General features: G+C 65.5%; 13 protein-coding genes and 1 pseudogene. 11 read left to right on the forward strand and 3 right to left on the reverse strand.

Translation table 11 applies throughout. From position 1 onward, the window contains the following. From ON32_RS26055 to ON32_RS26065, 3 genes and pseudogenes are all read left to right on the forward strand, one after another. A pseudogene (locus ON32_RS26055) lies at positions 1 to 332 on the forward strand (hypothetical protein); the annotation flags it as partial. A gap of 361 nt (positions 333 to 693) precedes the next feature. Next, entirely contained in the window at positions 694 to 1,212 is a 519-nt protein-coding gene (locus ON32_RS26060; RefSeq protein ID WP_040793770.1) for a copper chaperone PCu(A)C, read from the forward strand. Then, a complete protein-coding gene (locus tag ON32_RS26065) occupies positions 1,205 to 2,404 on the forward strand; it encodes a Dyp-type peroxidase (RefSeq protein ID WP_040793694.1) in 1,200 nt (399 codons plus the stop codon). Before ON32_RS26060 ends, ON32_RS26065 begins: the two co-directional genes overlap by 8 nt. Positions 2,405 to 2,904: 500 nt before the next feature. Here ON32_RS26065 and ON32_RS26070 read toward each other — a convergent pair whose 3' ends face one another. Next, positions 2,905 to 3,576, reverse strand: a complete 672-nt coding sequence (locus ON32_RS26070; RefSeq protein WP_040793695.1) for a TetR/AcrR family transcriptional regulator — start codon at positions 3,574 to 3,576, stop codon at positions 2,905 to 2,907. A 117-nt stretch (positions 3,577 to 3,693) separates the two neighbouring features. On the opposite strand from ON32_RS26070, the gene ON32_RS26075 reads away from it, so the two are divergent. After that, positions 3,694 to 4,731 (forward strand): glycoside hydrolase family 113 protein, encoded by a 1,038-nt coding sequence (locus tag ON32_RS26075; protein WP_040793696.1) that lies wholly within the window; start codon positions 3,694 to 3,696, stop codon positions 4,729 to 4,731. A gap of 207 nt (positions 4,732 to 4,938) precedes the next feature. Here the strand turns inward: ON32_RS26075 and ON32_RS26080 are convergent, their stop codons facing one another. Continuing rightward, positions 4,939 to 5,427 carry an FBP domain-containing protein gene (locus ON32_RS26080; RefSeq protein ID WP_040793697.1) on the reverse strand — a complete coding sequence of 163 codons (489 nt, stop codon included), beginning with the start codon at positions 5,425 to 5,427 and terminating at the stop codon, positions 4,939 to 4,941. Positions 5,428 to 5,700: 273 nt separating this feature from the next. Between ON32_RS26080 and ON32_RS26085 the strand changes: the two genes are divergently transcribed. Beyond that, positions 5,701 to 6,174, forward strand: a complete 474-nt coding sequence (locus tag ON32_RS26085) for a hypothetical protein (RefSeq protein WP_040793698.1) — start codon at positions 5,701 to 5,703, stop codon at positions 6,172 to 6,174. Positions 6,175 to 6,213: 39 nt separating this feature from the next. Here the strand turns inward: ON32_RS26085 and ON32_RS28365 are convergent, their stop codons facing one another. Next, positions 6,214 to 6,744, reverse strand: coding sequence for a CAP family protein (locus ON32_RS28365; RefSeq protein ID WP_157224381.1), 531 nt, complete (start codon positions 6,742 to 6,744; stop codon positions 6,214 to 6,216). 358 nt (positions 6,745 to 7,102) lie between these two features. Here ON32_RS28365 and ON32_RS26095 point away from each other — a divergent pair, with 358 nt between their 5' ends. The 6 genes from ON32_RS26095 (at position 7,103) to ON32_RS26120 (ending at position 15,614) form a co-directional block, all read left to right on the forward strand. Next, positions 7,103 to 8,137, forward strand: a complete 1,035-nt coding sequence (locus ON32_RS26095; protein ID WP_040793699.1) for a linear amide C-N hydrolase — start codon at positions 7,103 to 7,105, stop codon at positions 8,135 to 8,137. 335 nt (positions 8,138 to 8,472) lie between these two features. Further along, the gene (locus ON32_RS26100) at positions 8,473 to 8,916 is read left to right on the forward strand and encodes a hypothetical protein (RefSeq protein ID WP_245551301.1); all 444 of its coding nucleotides are present in this window, start codon (positions 8,473 to 8,475) and stop codon (positions 8,914 to 8,916) included. Then, positions 8,916 to 10,295, forward strand: coding sequence for a hypothetical protein (locus ON32_RS26105; protein WP_040793700.1), 1,380 nt, complete (start codon positions 8,916 to 8,918; stop codon positions 10,293 to 10,295). The genes ON32_RS26100 and ON32_RS26105 overlap by 1 nt, the downstream gene beginning before the upstream one ends. Continuing rightward, positions 10,292 to 11,680: a vWA domain-containing protein gene (locus tag ON32_RS26110; RefSeq protein WP_051133704.1), complete on the forward strand. Its 1,389-nt coding sequence runs from the start codon at positions 10,292 to 10,294 to the stop codon at positions 11,678 to 11,680. The genes ON32_RS26105 and ON32_RS26110 overlap by 4 nt, the downstream gene beginning before the upstream one ends. Positions 11,681 to 11,694: 14 nt before the next feature. Further along, complete coding sequence (locus ON32_RS26115; protein WP_040793702.1) at positions 11,695 to 12,822, forward strand: ATP-binding protein; 1,128 nt, start codon at positions 11,695 to 11,697, stop codon at positions 12,820 to 12,822. Beyond that, complete coding sequence (locus ON32_RS26120; RefSeq protein ID WP_083874800.1) at positions 12,819 to 15,614, forward strand: DUF5682 family protein; 2,796 nt, start codon at positions 12,819 to 12,821, stop codon at positions 15,612 to 15,614. Before ON32_RS26115 ends, ON32_RS26120 begins: the two co-directional genes overlap by 4 nt. The last annotated feature ends 264 nt before the right edge of the window (positions 15,615 to 15,878 follow it).

A 15,878-nucleotide genomic window follows, 5' to 3' on the forward strand; every position in this document is an offset into this window, starting at 1 on the left:
TCACGGACATAATGGCGATGCTCGTATTCGGGCAGGCGCTCGGCCATACCGCCCTATCGATATCCGCACACGAACACGGAAGCTCCGCGCCGTCACTCATGCTCGGCGCGCACCTCGTCGCCGTGCTCGTCGGGGCGCTGCTGATCCACGGCGCCGAATCGGCGGCCCGCTACGTCCTCGTGAGTATGCGGGGTGTGCTCCTCGCGCTTGACCCGGCACTCCCCGTGCCGGACGGGCCCGGCCGTCCGCTCATACGGACCACGGTGCCGAGACCACTGCCCCTCCTGGTGGACTCGGGAATCGGTAGGCGCGGACCACCGCTGCCCCGGTAACACGCCATACCTTTCACCGTTCGCCGGAGCGACCGCGAGATATCGGGCGCTAGGTGCCGCACGGCATCGCCCGTGATCATCCCACGCACCGATGCTCGGTGCGCCGGGTCGTTTCCCGGTGGGCCGGGACCCTACGGCCGTCCTTTTCGTGCTCGGCTCACAGCACGCCTCGGATGTCTCCGAGGTCCTTGCCGCCACGGACAGCGCGGGTCGGATCGCGGTGCGACCGGCTCGCGTCTCCGGACATGATCCGAGCACATCCCGGCACGGTGACTTCCCCTTACTTCTCTCGAATGGAGTCCGTGTGTCCATCGCAGCCGAATCCACCCCATCGACTTCCGGCGCGTCCCGCGCCGCGCGCCTGGCCCGCGTCGCAACCGCGGCGCTGGCGGTACTGCTATTGCCCGCCTCCTGCGCGAGCTCGGAGCCGGACGGGAACGCCGCCGCATCGGTCACCGTGCACGACCAGTGGGTCAAGGCGGCCGACAGCGGGATGTCAGCGGCCTTCGCGGAGATCACCAACGACGGCGACCGCGATATCGTCCTGGTCTCGGCGACCAGCGCGGCATCGTCCCGGATGGAACTGCACGAGACGGTGACCGATTCGTCCGGCACCAAGACCATGCGCCCCAAGGAAGGCGGTTTCACGATTCCGGCCGGGCAGACGCTCACCCTCGCCCCCGGCGGCGACCACCTGATGTTCATGGATTTGAAGGAGCCGCTGCGCACCGGCTCGAACACCTCGATCGAACTGCACTTCGCCGACGGTTCCACCACGGCGTTCACCGCCCGGGTGCGGGATTTCTCCGGCGCACAGGAGAACTACGCCCCCGACACCGAACACCATGGCCACCACGCCTCCACGACACACGATGGCTGAGCGGCGCAGCGGCCGGCTCTCCCGACGGCGGCTCCTCGGTGGCGGGGTCGCCGCCGCGGGGGTGGTCGGCGCGGCGGGTGCGGGGTGGACCGCCGCCGACCTGCGCCGGGCCCCGACCGACACGGCGACCGCCACCGAACCGTTCTACGGCCCCCACCAGGCCGGTATCGCCACTCCACCCCAGGCGTACGCCGCGTTCGTCGGACTGGACCTACGGTCGGGCACCGACCGTGACGATCTGGTCGGTCTGCTCGGCATCTGGACCGAGGACGCCGCCCGCCTCACCCAGGGGCGGCCGGCGCTCGCCGATACCGAGCCGGAACTGGCGGCCCGCCCGGCGCGGCTCACCGTCACCGTGGGGTTCGGTCCACGGATATTCGCTACGGCCGCGCCGGCGCGGCGCGCACCCACCTGGTTGCGTCCACTACCCGCGTTCGAGATCGACCGGCTACGGCCGGAGTTCAGCGGCGGTGACCTGTTGTTGCAGATCTGCGCCGACGAGCCGACCACCGTCGCGCACGCGGTGCGGGTACTGTGCCGCAGTATCACCTCGCTGGTCACCGTCCGCTGGGTGCAGCGCGGGTTTCGCGACGCCGCTCCCGGCGCCACCCCCCGCAATCTCATGGGGCAGGTCGACGGCACCGCCAATATCGACCCGAACAGCGCCGATTTCGATCGGCTCGTCTGGGATGACGGCGGCCGGCAGCCGTGGCTGGCCGGGGGGACCTCACTGGTGCTGCGTCGTATCGCCATGGACCTGGACACCTGGGACGAGCTCGACACCGAGGGCCGTGAGCTCTCGGTGGGTCGCACACTGTCCAACGGTGCGCCGCTGACCGGCACCCATGAGCACGACGAACCCGATTTCACGGCCGTCGACGTCAACGGTATTCCGGTTATCCCACCGTCGGCGCATATCGCCCGCGCCCACCACACCCACGACGGTGAGCGGTTCCTGCGACGGGGATACAACTACGATGACGCCCCCGAACCGGGACGGATATCGAACTCCGGTCTGCTGTTCGCGGCCTATCAGCGCGATATCGACGCCCAGTTCCTACCGGTACAGCGCAGATTGGCCGAGTTCGACGCGCTCAATATGTGGACGACCCCGATCGGTTCGGCGGTGTTCGTCATCCCCCCGGGCATCGAACCGGGCGGGTACCTCGGTGAAACACTCTTCGCCGATTGAGCCCGTTTCGGTCCGGGGAGCCGACCCGCGTAGCGTCCGCTCGCGGCCGGCTCCCCGGCTCCGGCGCCGCGCTCGGCCGGTCGTTGTACGACCAGGTGTTCTGGTTCGGGTACCCGCTTGCCTTCCAGATCTTGTCGGTCAGGCCGACCAGTAGATAGTCCAGCCCCACTCCGGCCTCGGTCCACGACGCATGGGTTCGCGCGAATCGGGCGAGTTCCTCACCGCCACCGCGCCATAATTGGCTGCGGCCCGGCCGACCAATGAGTAGGCCACATCGTGCACCGCTCGCAAATGCGCTCGGAGCGTCCAAATTCTCCAGCAGGACCTCGACCCGCTCCGGCGGCGGTCGAAGATCCAGGCCACCGTGATCGAACAGAGCTCGCCGAAGCGCTGCCGAAGACATGTCGGCCACCGTAACGTCCGGACCACGCTCACCGGGGCTGTTCGGTAGAGCGTTCGGACCCGAGTAGGCAGCCGGTCCGCGCCCTCGCCCGATATGTCTATTCCCGAGGAAGTCGTTCTGCTTCAACGGTTTCCATGTGTCTCTGCTCGGCCGCATCGAGTGCCGGTTCGAGGGGGGCGAGCGCGGCGCGGAGCAGGTCCGGTAACGAGCCGGAAGTGACGACGAAGCCCGAGGTGGCGAGAACGCCGGTGGTCGGCTGTAGCCACTGTTCGAGTGCGACGCGGACCGCTGCGGCCACTCCGGCCGCGAGCACTCGGGCGGTAAGACCATGGGTATCGCGCAGGTGACCGGCGATCGCATCGGCGAGTGGTGGGGTGATCGTATCTGTGGCGTTCAGAAACGCCGCACGAAGCGCCGGGCGGGTGGTGATCAGCGACAGGGCGTCGCGTCGGTGTTCACCCGGATCGGTGTATTGCGCCAGGACCGCCTCGATAATGGCATCTGCGAGCCGAGCTTCGGGCGCTCGTGCCGCGACCATGGCTGCGACTCGTGCTTCCCGATCCGCGGTGATGGCGGCGACGATCGCTTGTTCGCGGCTGGAGAAGTAGTTGTTGTAGGTCCGGGGGGAGACGCCGGCTGCCTCGGCGATCTCCTCGACGCGCACATTGTCCGGCCCCTGTTCCAGGGCCAGGCGTAGTGCCGCTTCCCGCAACGCTATCCGGGTGGCCTGCTTCTTTCGCTCACGTAACCCCGTCGGTCTTGTTGTCACGACCTCTATCGTGCCACATACTGCGCAAACGTAATTTTGCCTAAGCGAAAATTTGCGTGAAGGAAATTTTTGTTTAGGCTGATGTCGACCTCATCCATCGGCAGAAGGGTTACGCACATGCGAGGCAAGGGAATCACCTACGACACCGGTTTCGTCCGCGACGGCAGAATGTCGCGGACGGACTTCGACCCCACGGTGGTCGAACGGGAACTGGCCATCATCCGGGACGATCTGCACTGCACGGCGGTCCAGATCATCGGCGGTGATGCGGACCGGCTGGAGTTGGCGGCCCGGTGCGCAGCCGCACTGGGCCTCGAGGTGTGGTTCTCGCCGTATCCGCTGGAGCTCGAGACCGCGCAGATCTTGTCGCTGTTCGCCGAATGCGCCCTTCGGGCCGAACGGCTACGCGGTACGGGAGCCGAGGTCGTATTCGTGGCGGGTGTCGAACTGTCCCTCATGAACCGAGGTTTCCTACCCGGCGACACCGTTGGGGACCGCGTCGAGTTCCTGGTGACGGACCCCGGCCGTCGCCAGGACCGGATCAGGGAGGTGAGTGCCCGCCTCGACGCATTCTTCGCCGAGGCCGTGCCCGTGATCCGTGCGCATTTCCGCGGCAGGCTCACCTACTGCGCCGTACCGCTCGAACACATCGATTGGACACCTTTCGATTTCGTATCGGTCGAGCTGATTCGATCGGCCGAGGTGGCCGATCGGTTCCAGGCGGGCGTGCGCGCCTTGGTCGCGCAGGGAAAGCCGGTGGCGATCACCGGATTCGGTACGGCCACCTGGCGCGGTGCGGCCGAGGTGGCGCCACGCAGCAACGAGATCGTCGAATACGATACGACCACCGGAGAGCCGATCCGACTGAACGGGAACTATGTCCGGGACGAGGCCGGTCAAGCCGCGTACCTTGCCGAGTTGCTGGAGATCTTCGACACCGAAGGCGTCGACAGCGCCTTCGTGTTCCTGTTCGCGCTACACAACCATCCACACCGTCCCACCGGCGACCCGCGAGACGACCTGGACCTCGCGAGCCTCGGTATCGTCAAGGTCCTGGAAGACCGCCACGGTGATACCTATCCGGACATGGCATGGGAACCCAAAATGGCGTTCACCGCCGTCGCCGAGCACTACCGCGACCGGGACGACGGGTGACGTCGTCCCGGTCGCCTCGATGCCACCATCGCTCCTCCTCGGCCGGCAGGAACCGGAGCAATCCGGTTCCTGCCGGCCGAGGAGGAGCGGGACGCCTCCGGATTCCTGTGTTCACACATGGAATCCCGAGTCGTCCGTGGGATCGGTCTCGAGTGTCGGCGCATGGGCCACAACCTCTTTCTCTCGTAGTGCATTGTCGAGCGGTGATCAGCCGCGGACCCGACCGAGGAACGCGGTCATGTTCTGTCGGATCTGGTGGATGCGGTCGGCGGGGTCGTAGTCGTCGCGGTAGGCGCGGCCCAGGGCCGGGGTCAGCAGGCGCCGGGCGTACAGCGAACAGCGGAGGTCGCCGCACATATAGGTGCCGGTGGAGTTACCGCGTCGACCGGCTTCACCGGCCTTTCGGGCGGTCATCAGGACGACTCCTCCGTCGGTATGGGTGGTCGAACAGATGGCGCACATCTGGGTCCGGCGTGGTCCGCCCGTCTCGTAGCGCAATGCGATACCGGCGAGACCGTCCGCCTCGGGTAATACCAGATACGCGCGACCCGGTAATCCCGGATCGGTCCAGCCCAGGAAGTCCAGATCGTCCCATGGGCGGGTCGCCAGGTCGGCCGGTACCGTCAGTCGTTTGGCGTCCCCTTTCGAACAGTTGACGAACGATGCTCTGATCTCTCGTTCGGTGACAGGCTTCATCGGTTGTCGAACTCCTGCGGATCGAATGGACAAACCGCGACACCCTATCGACCGTCCAGGAGTATCGGCAACGTTATTTCCGCACGTGGCCCGCTGTTCGTCTACCTGCTCCGGCTCCGGCCGGCCACCCGTTCGACGCCCCACGGTCCATCGGCCGCCGCCGCATCATCCACGCCGGAATCCACGCCGGAATCGTGGAAAAGCTGCGGGACAACGCATGGCAACGGCACACTTCATCGAGTACCGAGCTCTTGTCGACAGAAAGGAACGTTCATGTTCGATAGCGGCCGCTCACATATCGTCGCCCTGGTTCCGGTCGTCCTCGGTGCGCTGCTGTCCACCGCTCCCGTCGCACACGCCCAACCCGACGATCTCGACGGTTACACCCCGGTGGAGACCGCCGACTATCAGGTGCCCGGACCGCAATACGGGGGGACGGTCTTCTTCACCACTCCCGATGGCCGGCACTGCGCGATCTACTGGAACAACGGTCCGGCCGGTTGCGACGCGGTCTCCATCGACGCCCCCGAAGGGACCAACCAGATCAGGACCGCGATCGACGAACCCGCGCATTTCCTCACCTCGGAGACGCCGACCTTCACCCATCCCGAGGCGAAGCTTCTACCGGAAGGTCATCGGCTCTCCTTGGAGAACACCACCTGCGGTGTGGGGTTCCAGGGCACGGTGAGCTGCGCGGTCGCCGATCATGGGTTCACCCTCGCCGCCACCTACAGCGTGCTGCGCTGACCGGACGAGTGACGTCGGGCCTCGGCGCCGGGATCCAACTCAGCGTGGACGCGCGACGTTCTGGGGAAACTTCCCCTCCACATTGCCGGGTGGATCGTAGAGGGCGACGACGACATGGTTGTCACCCTTCGAGGCGTACCCGATACCGAGTCGGGTGCTGGCCTTCCACACCACCTGGGTGAAATGTCCGGTTCGGTGGCTGAAGCCGGGATTGTCGTAATCGTAGTCCGCGATCTCGTCGTACCACATCTGCGTGGCCTGCTCGACATGGCCCACGGCGTCGGGAGAGCCGCCCATCATTATGAAGAGGTTCTCTCCGGCCTCGTTCTTGTGCGGGCAGGAGTGGTCGATCCGGCCCAGGTCGGCGTAGTACTGCGCGCATTGCCGGGCCGAATCGATCAGTCGCTGGTCCAAGGTCATGAGCGGTGAGTCGTGCCGGGGTCGGAGGTTGTTGTGCGCGACGAGCCCGGTCTGCACGAAATCGTCCTGTCCTGCGGCCGTGCCCCCGCCGGTGACGGATACGGTGAGTATCACCGCGGCAATGACCGATACCAACCGCCCGACGCGCACGAAGACCTCCCCGAGGAAAGCGGAACACAGTAGAAGACGAACCAGAGTATTACCGGAAACAGCCACGGCCCGTGGTTGTTTCGATCCAGGGAGTGTACTGCGGGCATCTCTGCCCTTCCCTGTGGGGCCCCGGCGGGGTGCGGGACGGATTCGGGAAGGCCATGCCGAGCGGTTCGAGCGGGCTGTGGTGTCGTGGGCCCGGTGCAGGTTGCCCCCCCGGAATCGTCGACACCGGCGATATCCATCCGACAGCACTGTGTGCGGGTAGGATGATCGTCCGAAAAAGCTGCGGCGATTATTCGAGGATCTCGAGGCGGAACCCTACTTCGACAGCGCTTGTGAAAGGTCCGGGAGACTTATGTGCACTCGCGTGATGTGGCCCGACGCAAATGGTTCCGTTCTGGTGGGACGGAATATGGATTTTCACCGGGATCTGATGACCAATTTGTGGAAGCAACCTCGTGGAGTGACCCGGGACGACGGTGTCGAGGGTGAGCTGACGTGGACCTCCCGTTATGGAAGCGTTATTGCCGCCGCCTTCGACATGATCTCGGTGGACGGACTCAACGAGGCGGGATTGGGCGGGCACATCCTGTGGCTCGCCGAATCGACCTACGGTGAACTCGACCCTTCACGTCCCGCGCTGAGTCAGGCCATCTGGCTCCAATATTTCCTGGACAATTTCGCCACCGTGGCGGAGGCCGTGGCGTGGATCGAGAAAACGAACGTTCAGGTCGTACAGATGCCGGACCCGACCGGCGGAAAACCACCCACCATCCACCTCGCTCTCGACGATGCGAACGGCGACTCGGCGATCATCGAATACATCGATGGTCGTCCGAACGTGTACCACGATCGTAACCATCGCGTGATGACGAATTCCCCCACATACGATCGACAGATCGAATTGCTCACGCGCTGGGAAGGTCTCGGGGGAGACGAACCGCTCCCCGGCGATACCCTGGCCGAGCACCGTTTCGCGCGTGCGGCGTACTACGTAAGCCGTCTACCCGGGCCGAACAGTCAACTGGAAGCCATAGCGAGCATGTTCAGCGTCATCCGCAACGTGGCCCAGCCGTTCCGTATTCCGGATCCCGGGAAACCCGATGCGTCGCAGACCATTTGGCAGGTGGTCCTGGATCTGACGAACAAACGATACGTCTACGAGTCCACGACGCGACCCAATATTGTCTGGGTCGATCTGGCGGATCTCGATTTCGGCGCGGGTTCCCCACAGCTCAAATTGAATCTGACCGGTGAGCTTTCGTTGGAAGGCGGCCTTGCGGGCAACGTCGGCGGTCGATTCGAGGATGCCGGTCCCATGGTGTTCCTCTCGTTCCGGCTCCTGGAACAGCTCGAGGCGGCTCGAAAAGCACAGCACACCTCTCAGTGATCCGGGCGATTCCGACGCCGGGAAACCGCTGATCACATCGGGTTTTCCGACGTTCATCGCCTTCCGGAAAGCGCACTACGACAGAGCTCCATCTCGGTACACGGAGACCGGCGGGAACCGGCGCTCCGAACCTGTCGACCCGTCGTCGTCGCCGGGCAGGTGTGGACGCGGCGCGAAAGTGCTCCTACCTGTGAATTCGGGTTCGAGGCGGTACTTGTCGGTGCCGTCACCTATCTTGGGCGCATCGTGATCGACCGGGAGGGAGAACGATGGCCTCGAATCCGAGTGCCACGCCGGATGTGCCGGCATGGGAAAGTACTTCTGTCGTAAGACTTTTGACCGCTGTCGCGCCGCGCAAACTGAACAAGGTGCCGTTTGTGGAACTGGCCGACGGGCGTCTCCAGGGCGTGGTGTCGAGTGGCTCCGATATCTCCCGTGTGTACGTGGCGTCGGTGACCGCCGGAACACATGGGCTGAGCTGTAGCACCAACAACAACCGGCCGTGTGGCGGGTTGAACCAAGGATGGACCTGCAAACACCTGGAGGCACTCGTCGCGGAAGCGGTGCTCCAGTACGGACAGGATCGAGTGGCGCGTTTCCTGCGTGTCGAGGTTCCCGAAGGCGCTCGTCTCGTGGACTGCCTCGACGGAATCCGTTACCCGGCTCCGGCCGCCGCGGTGTTCAGCCGGTTCCTGCGCCATCTGACCTACCTGGAACTGCCGAACAGCACCACACCGATCCCCGAACTGCACTGGTTCCCGGCGGGAGTGGGGCGCTGATGCAGTCTGTACAACTGGACGCACTGGAGGACAGGCCCGCCGATATCGTGGCGGCCTTGGATGTGGTGAACGGCTTCGACACCATGCTGGTCGACGGTCTCGCCCGGCTCTCCGAACCACAGAGCGTGGCATTGGCGGAATTGGCCGGAGCCGTGGCGGCTTCCCCACTTGCCGATGCGGTGGCAGCGGCGGTGGCGAAGGTGCGCACGGGAGTGATCGGGGCGGATGAGTTGTCGGCGCTGGCCGCCGCCCGGGCCGCTCTCCTGGGCGCGGTGCACGACGCACTGCTAGACCAGGTCGATACGGCGCTGGGCCGTACTCGCCGTGAATGGACGGCCACCCCGGACACCGCCGCCCCGAGCCCGCTCGCGGAGGGCGTCCGCGCCTGGTTGGGTGAGCTGGCCATCGGTGGATGGCGAAGTGTGGACCACGACCTGGTGGCAGCTGCCGACCACATTGTGGAGTCGCTCCTGGCCGACCCCGCGCTGCGCCGACCGGCAATGCTGCTGGACGGCTTCACCGCCGAACTGGGTGCCTTCGCCCCTATCGCCACCATGGACCCGGTGCCCGTGCGGCGCTGGGCCGATCTGTGGACGCGCGCCCTGCTGTTGTCCTGGCGCGGTGCGGAACCCGATATCGAGGAATCGGTTTCGGGACGTCTGCTCCCGCTGGGCGTGGACATCCACGAGCACGGGACCGCTGTTCAGGCCCAGGTATACGGTGTGCTGGAGGTTTCGGACGCACCGGCCCGCCGGGTGCGGGTCTCGGTGGCCGCAGCCAAGGTGGACACCATTGTGGGGCCGGCGCTGTGGCAATTGCTGGCCGGACATCGACAGTTGCTCACCGCGCTGGCCGAACGCCGCGCGTTGGAGCTCACCGATATGCCGCTCACGGCGACCGGTGACCTGTTGTGGGACGACGATCGGGCCAAGGCCGGCGAGGCCGCCGATCCGTTTGCCACCGCCGCCGTGCAGCTGCCGCAGGCGCAGGCCCCGGCCGTCGCGCCCTTGGACAGCCATCCGGTGCACATCGCCGAGCCGGTGCTGCTCGAGGGGTATCGGGTCGACAGTGGCCTCATGGAATTGGGAGAGCAACGAATTCGGGTGGAATTGGGCACCCTGTCATCTGCCGGTCCGCTCACCTCGGCCAGGGTGAGCGCCGCGGGCGGCACCATGATCGGATTGCTGCGCTGGGACGCCGATGGATGGTCGGTACGGCCACTGGCCGTGCGGCGTAAGGTCAAGAGCACACTCACCGACTTCCACAACGGTGATTGGGCGCTCGGCCCCACCGATCCGAAAATCGCCAAGGCGCAAGCGAAATCGGGCGATGCCGTAGCGGTGTTGCGGGAACGGGCAGGACGGTTGCTGCGCAAATGACCACTCCACCGCAAAACGGCTCCCTGATAGGCCATGCCGTAGCGACCATGCCGAACCACGAGACGCGCCGACAAATCCTGTACTGGCGTCTACTGGCCGGAATTTTCACCGGCGAGCGGCCACCGACGCTGGAGCGGGCGAGCGTGGACATCGTCGAGGATCTGGGGTTGCCGCCGGTCGTACTCGACCCCGGGGTCTCCATCGATAATGTGGTGCAACGCTTTCCGGAGCTGAAGGCGGAATTCGAAAGTCTCGATTTCACCGCGACCACCGACCCGATGACCGGTATCGAGGATTCCACCGCCGACAATGAGACCGTGTCCGATTCGCTGCGGCCCGTCGACGCATCCGACGTACGAACCGCCGCACTGGTTTCCAAACTGCTGCTGAACATCTTCGCCACCGGATCAGGCCAGGTCAACGCCACCCAACTGGCGGACTGGCAGTCGGATGCCAACTGGTTGCGCCGCACTCTGGGTGAAGAGAAGGCCTGCGATCTCCAGGGCGTGCTCACCGGCCTGGAAGGCGAACTGGTCTCCCGCATGCGGTTGCGTGAAGTGTTGGCCGATCCGCACCTTGCGGCCCAGCTCACCCCGAGCATGTCGCTCATCGAACAACTGTTGCGCGACAAGCACAATCTGTCCGGGGTGGCGCTGGCCAATGCCAAACGCCTCATCCGGCGCTATATCGACGAGGTCGCCGAAGTCCTGCGCACCCAGGTGCAGCAGACCAGCGTCGGCGCCGTCGACCGCTCGGTTCCGCCCAAACGAACCCTGCGCAACCTGGATGTGGATCGCACCATCTGGAAGAACCTGCCCAACTGGAATCCGCAGGACGAGCGTCTCTACGTCGACCGGCTCTACTATCGCCAGACCGCCAAACGCACCGTCCCCGCCCGCATGATCGTGGTGGTCGACCAATCCGGTTCCATGGTCGACTCCATGGTGAACTGCACCATTCTGGCGTCGATCTTCGCGGGCCTGCCCAAAGTGGATGTCCATCTCATCGCCTACGACACCCGCGCCCTGGATCTCACCCCATGGGTGCGCGACCCGTTCGAGGTGTTGCTGCGGACCAATCTCGGCGGTGGCAACGACGGTCCGGTCGCCATGGCCATGGCCCAACCCAAGATAACCGACCCGAAGAACACCGTGCTGGTGTGGATCTCGGACTTCTACGAGTTCGACCGCTCCCAGCCGCTGTTCGAATCCATGGAAGCGGTGCACCGCTCCGGGGTGAAACTCATCCCGGTCGGTTCGGTGAACAGTTCCGGCAACCAGAGTGTCAATCCGTGGTTCCGGGAACGGTTCAAGAAACTCGGCACCCCGGTGATTTCCGGACGCATCCAGAAGCTCGTACAAGAACTCAAGAACTTTCTCGACTAGGAGACCCGGCCAACATGAACGACGTTTTGCGCGCCCCTGCCGAAATCAAGTACGCCGAGGAACTGGATTGGTTGGAGTCCATCGACGACGGCCCCAAACCGTTCGCGTGGCGACTGAGCCCGAAGATGGTGCGACTGTTCATCCTCGGCTCCGAACGCGCCGACGGACTGGACCGCAAAGTGGAACAGAAATGGTTCGGTGACCGCAGTTTCGTCGAGCGCAGCATCGTCACCCTGGCCTCGGACCGGGGCCTGCTGCTCATCGGCGACCCGGGCACCGGCAAGAGCTGGCTGGCCGAGTTGCTGGCCGCGGCCATCAGCCGCAACTCCACCCTGGTGGTGCAGGGCACCGCCGGCACCACCGAGGACCACATCAAGTACTCGTGGAACATCTCCATGGTCATCGCCAAGGGCCAGTCGCGGGAATCGTTGATCCCGTCACCGATCATGACCGCCATGGAACAGGGAGTGATCGGCCGTTTCGAGGAGCTCACCCGCTCCACCAGCGACGTGCAGGACGCGCTGATCTCCATCCTGTCGGAGAAATACATCTCCATTCCCGAGCTCGACGACGACAATGTGGTGTTCGCGCAGCCGGGCTTCTCCATCATCGCCACCGCCAACAGCCGCGACCGGGGTGTGAACGATCTGTCCTCGGCGCTCAAGCGACGCTTCAACTTCGTGCGCATCCCGGTGGTGTCCAACAAGAAGAGCGAAGCGGAGATCGTGCGCTTCCGCACCGCGGAGTTGCTGCGGCGCCATTCCATCGAACTGGAGCTGCCGCCCACCCTGCTGGACATCCTGCTGGAGAGCTTCGCCGATCTGCGGGCCGCCGCGGCCGCCGCCGGCAGTGACGACGACAAGCTGGAGTCGGCGCTGTCCACCGCCGAACAGATCGGTGTACTCGAGGATGCCATCCTGCACAGCCAGTTCTTCGGCGAGCGGGAACTGCGTGCCGAAACCCTCGCCGGCTCGCTGGTCGGTTCCCTGGCCCGGCGCGCGCCCGAGGATCTGGCCATCCTCAACAAATACCTACACGGCGTGGTCGAGCCGCGCGCCAAGGACACGAAGGGCCGGGAGGACAGCGCCGCCTGGGGTGAATTCCTGGACGGCGGCCGAGCGGCGATCGCGAGGCTGTCGTGACCGTACCCGAGACCCGAATCGCGCCGAATACCTTTGCCGCGCTCCGGGAACAGCTGGTGGACGCGGCCGCCGCGTTCGCCGGCGCGCCCAGGGCAGCGGGTGACATCCTGGCGGGCATGGTCGACGACGTCGACCGGGCGCTGTCGGAGCGGCTGGAGATCTTCCCCGTCTGCCACCACTCACCCGCCTCGGGACTGGCCATGGTGCGGCGCCTACGCGAAAAGCAGCCGAGTGTCATCTACCTGGAACTGTGCGAAGACCTGCGGCCGCTGCTGGACGAGCTGCACAACTGCCGGTTGCCGGTCGCCCTGCAGGCCTTCGCCACCGATGTCGAGGGTTTCCCGGTGGAATGGACGCCGCTGTCGGTGGTCGCGCCGATCACCGAGTCGTCGGCCGAATACCAGGCCATCGCCTACGCGCTCGATACGCCTGGCGTCGAACTGGTGCTGGTGGATCGGTCCGTCGACCACGTCTTCCAATGGGCTCCTCGAGAAGCGAAATCAGAACCGACCACCGACGGCGAAAAACCTTCGGGTGACGCCCTGCACGGTGAAGCGGTCGGCATCGAAATCGGTGATCTACGGCCGCATTTCGCCGAGTTGGAAGAACACCTGCTCCACCACGGCAAGGTCCGCCACTGGTCGGAATGGTGGGACCAGTACGTCGAACAGCCCCTCGTGGACGCCGACTACGACACCTACCGCCAGGTCATGGTGATGATCGGCAGCCTGTTCCGTCGGCTGCGGCGCGACGGCATCGCCGAGAACGAGTACCGCGAACGGTACATGTGGACCCGCATACGAGAACACATGTCCGCCAACGCCATCGATCCGGAAAAAGCGTTGTACATATGTGGCGCCGCCCATGCGGCCAGTCCGGTCGAACAATTCGGCCTGGACTCGAACGCGCCGTTCGAGATCTCGTCGCGCACGGCCACCACATGGCAATACGGGCTGATCCCATCCAGTCATTCCGCCATCGAGGCGCAGTTCGGGTTGGCCGGCGGTGCGGTGTCGATCGCGGCGGCCACCTGGGCGAAAGGTTTGCGGCGCGGCAAAATGCAGCCGTTCCGATTGGCCGGCCAACAGGGAACGAAAAAACGCGCCAAATCCCTGCCGCTGCTGCCATCGAAATCGGAAACAGCAGTAGCCGAACGACTTTCGGGATTCCTCTCCCGCCCACCAGCACTCGACCCCCTCGATGAGGTGGAACTCCTGGAATGGTCGGTGGATATCGTCCGCCTGGCCCGTCGCAACGGCTATCTGGCCAGCACCGCCGACGCCATCGCCATCTTCGAGACCTCGATCCTGCTGGCAGGTCTGCGTAACCGCGCCCGTCCCACCCCGTACGACTTCCAGGACGCGGCCGTCACCTGCCTCGAGAAGGATCAGGTACCGGGACGGCGTGATGTGCGGCGGCTGTGCGAGATCCTGCTCGGCGGCGACCGCATCGGACAGGTCGGATATGCGGCGCTACCACCATTGGCCCGCGATGTGATCGACCGGCTGGAACCCCTGGGCCTGGATTTGACCAAACGGACGCTACAACGCGCCCTGCTGGACCTGAAGGCGAACCCCGAACTGCGACCGTGCTCGGACCTGCTGTGGCTGCTGCGCAGACTGCTGCCACCGGACGCACTACGACCCATCATGGGTTCGCGCGGACTGGGGGAGACCTCCATCCAGGAGAGCTGGGATATCGACCTCGGCAAATACCAGCGCTCCCTGGTGGAACTCGGCTACGAAGGCGTTTCGGTGGAGCAGGTGCTGGAGCAGCGCCTGCGACGTGCGGTCGTCGCCCCGGACGCGACGGCGGCGGTGGCATTGGCCGCGGTCGAGGACGCACTGGTGTACCTGAGGTCGACCCGGCTCGCCACCGACCTGGGCACCCGCGCCATCGAACTCCTCACCGCCGAACGAACGGTGGACGACGCGCCCCTCGTGCTCCGACACATCCGGGCGCTGCTCAACTATTTCCGCTCCATCGAAGCCGGCCTACCGGCGTGGTGCGAACGGTTCGTGACCGCCGGCTACGCGCACTACTGTACCCTGCTGCCTACCGCCTTCGCCGCCGAAGAAACCGGACCGGCACAGGTGGCGGCCATGCTGGGCTTCCTGTTCGGGATGGAGAACCTGGCGCTGTCGCTGGGCTGCGATCACACCCAACTGGAATTGGCGGTACTGCAATCGCACCCGGAGCAACCGGCCAAGGTGGCGCTGCTGTGGGCGGCCCGGTTCCAGCTCGGCCTCCTGACCATGGCCGAGCTCCGCGAGCGGTGCGACGAGATGCTCACCAACCCCCTGGTGCTGCCGACCGTACCGCAGTACGTGAGCGGTTTCGTGCAGGCCATCGATCCGGCCCCCGCATTGAAACCCTTTGTGGTGGAGCTGTTGTCGAAGGCCTTCGGCATACTACCGGACGCGGTACTGCTGCCGTGGCTGCCGAAGCTCATCATCACCCTGAGAGATCAGGCGGGCGAGCTGATCCCGGGACTGATCCGAGAAGCGGGCCGCGTCTTCCCCGGCGCGCTACCCGCCGTGGACACCTTCGTCCCACCCTGGTCGGCCGAGGCCGGCTCGGCCGCGGCACCACCGTCGGCGGTGGCGGGCGGACCGGTCACCGAACTATTGGCCGCCCATCCCGCCACCTGCAACGCACTCGCCGGGCTGTTCGGCCTCGAGGGCGGATGGCAGGAGACCGGGAACCACGAGGTAGCCGATTTGCTAGACCGGTTCCCCGCAACCGCCACCGCACTGGCCGCGCAGCTCGGGATAACAACCGCGTCGAGCTGACGCGAGGGTCGTGATATGCGCCGACCCGGCTCCACTACGGCGGGAGCCGGGAGAAAAGCGGGGTCGGCGCGACGGAACGGGTCGTGCCCGGTGACCTGTCGGGCACGACCCGGTTTGGCCGAGTTGGTGGAACGGGTCGAGACTCGATGTCTCGGCTAGTTAGGGGTGGTTCGTGGAGACGCGATCGATCTGCACTGGAACGGATCACCGAACTCCGGCAGGACCGGATCGCTCTCCGATGTGTCGGGATACCATGCGCAGCTC

Origin of the sequence: Nocardia paucivorans NBRC 100373 (assembly GCF_000308675.1) — a bacterium.
GTDB lineage: Bacteria > Actinomycetota > Actinomycetes > Mycobacteriales > Mycobacteriaceae > Nocardia > Nocardia paucivorans.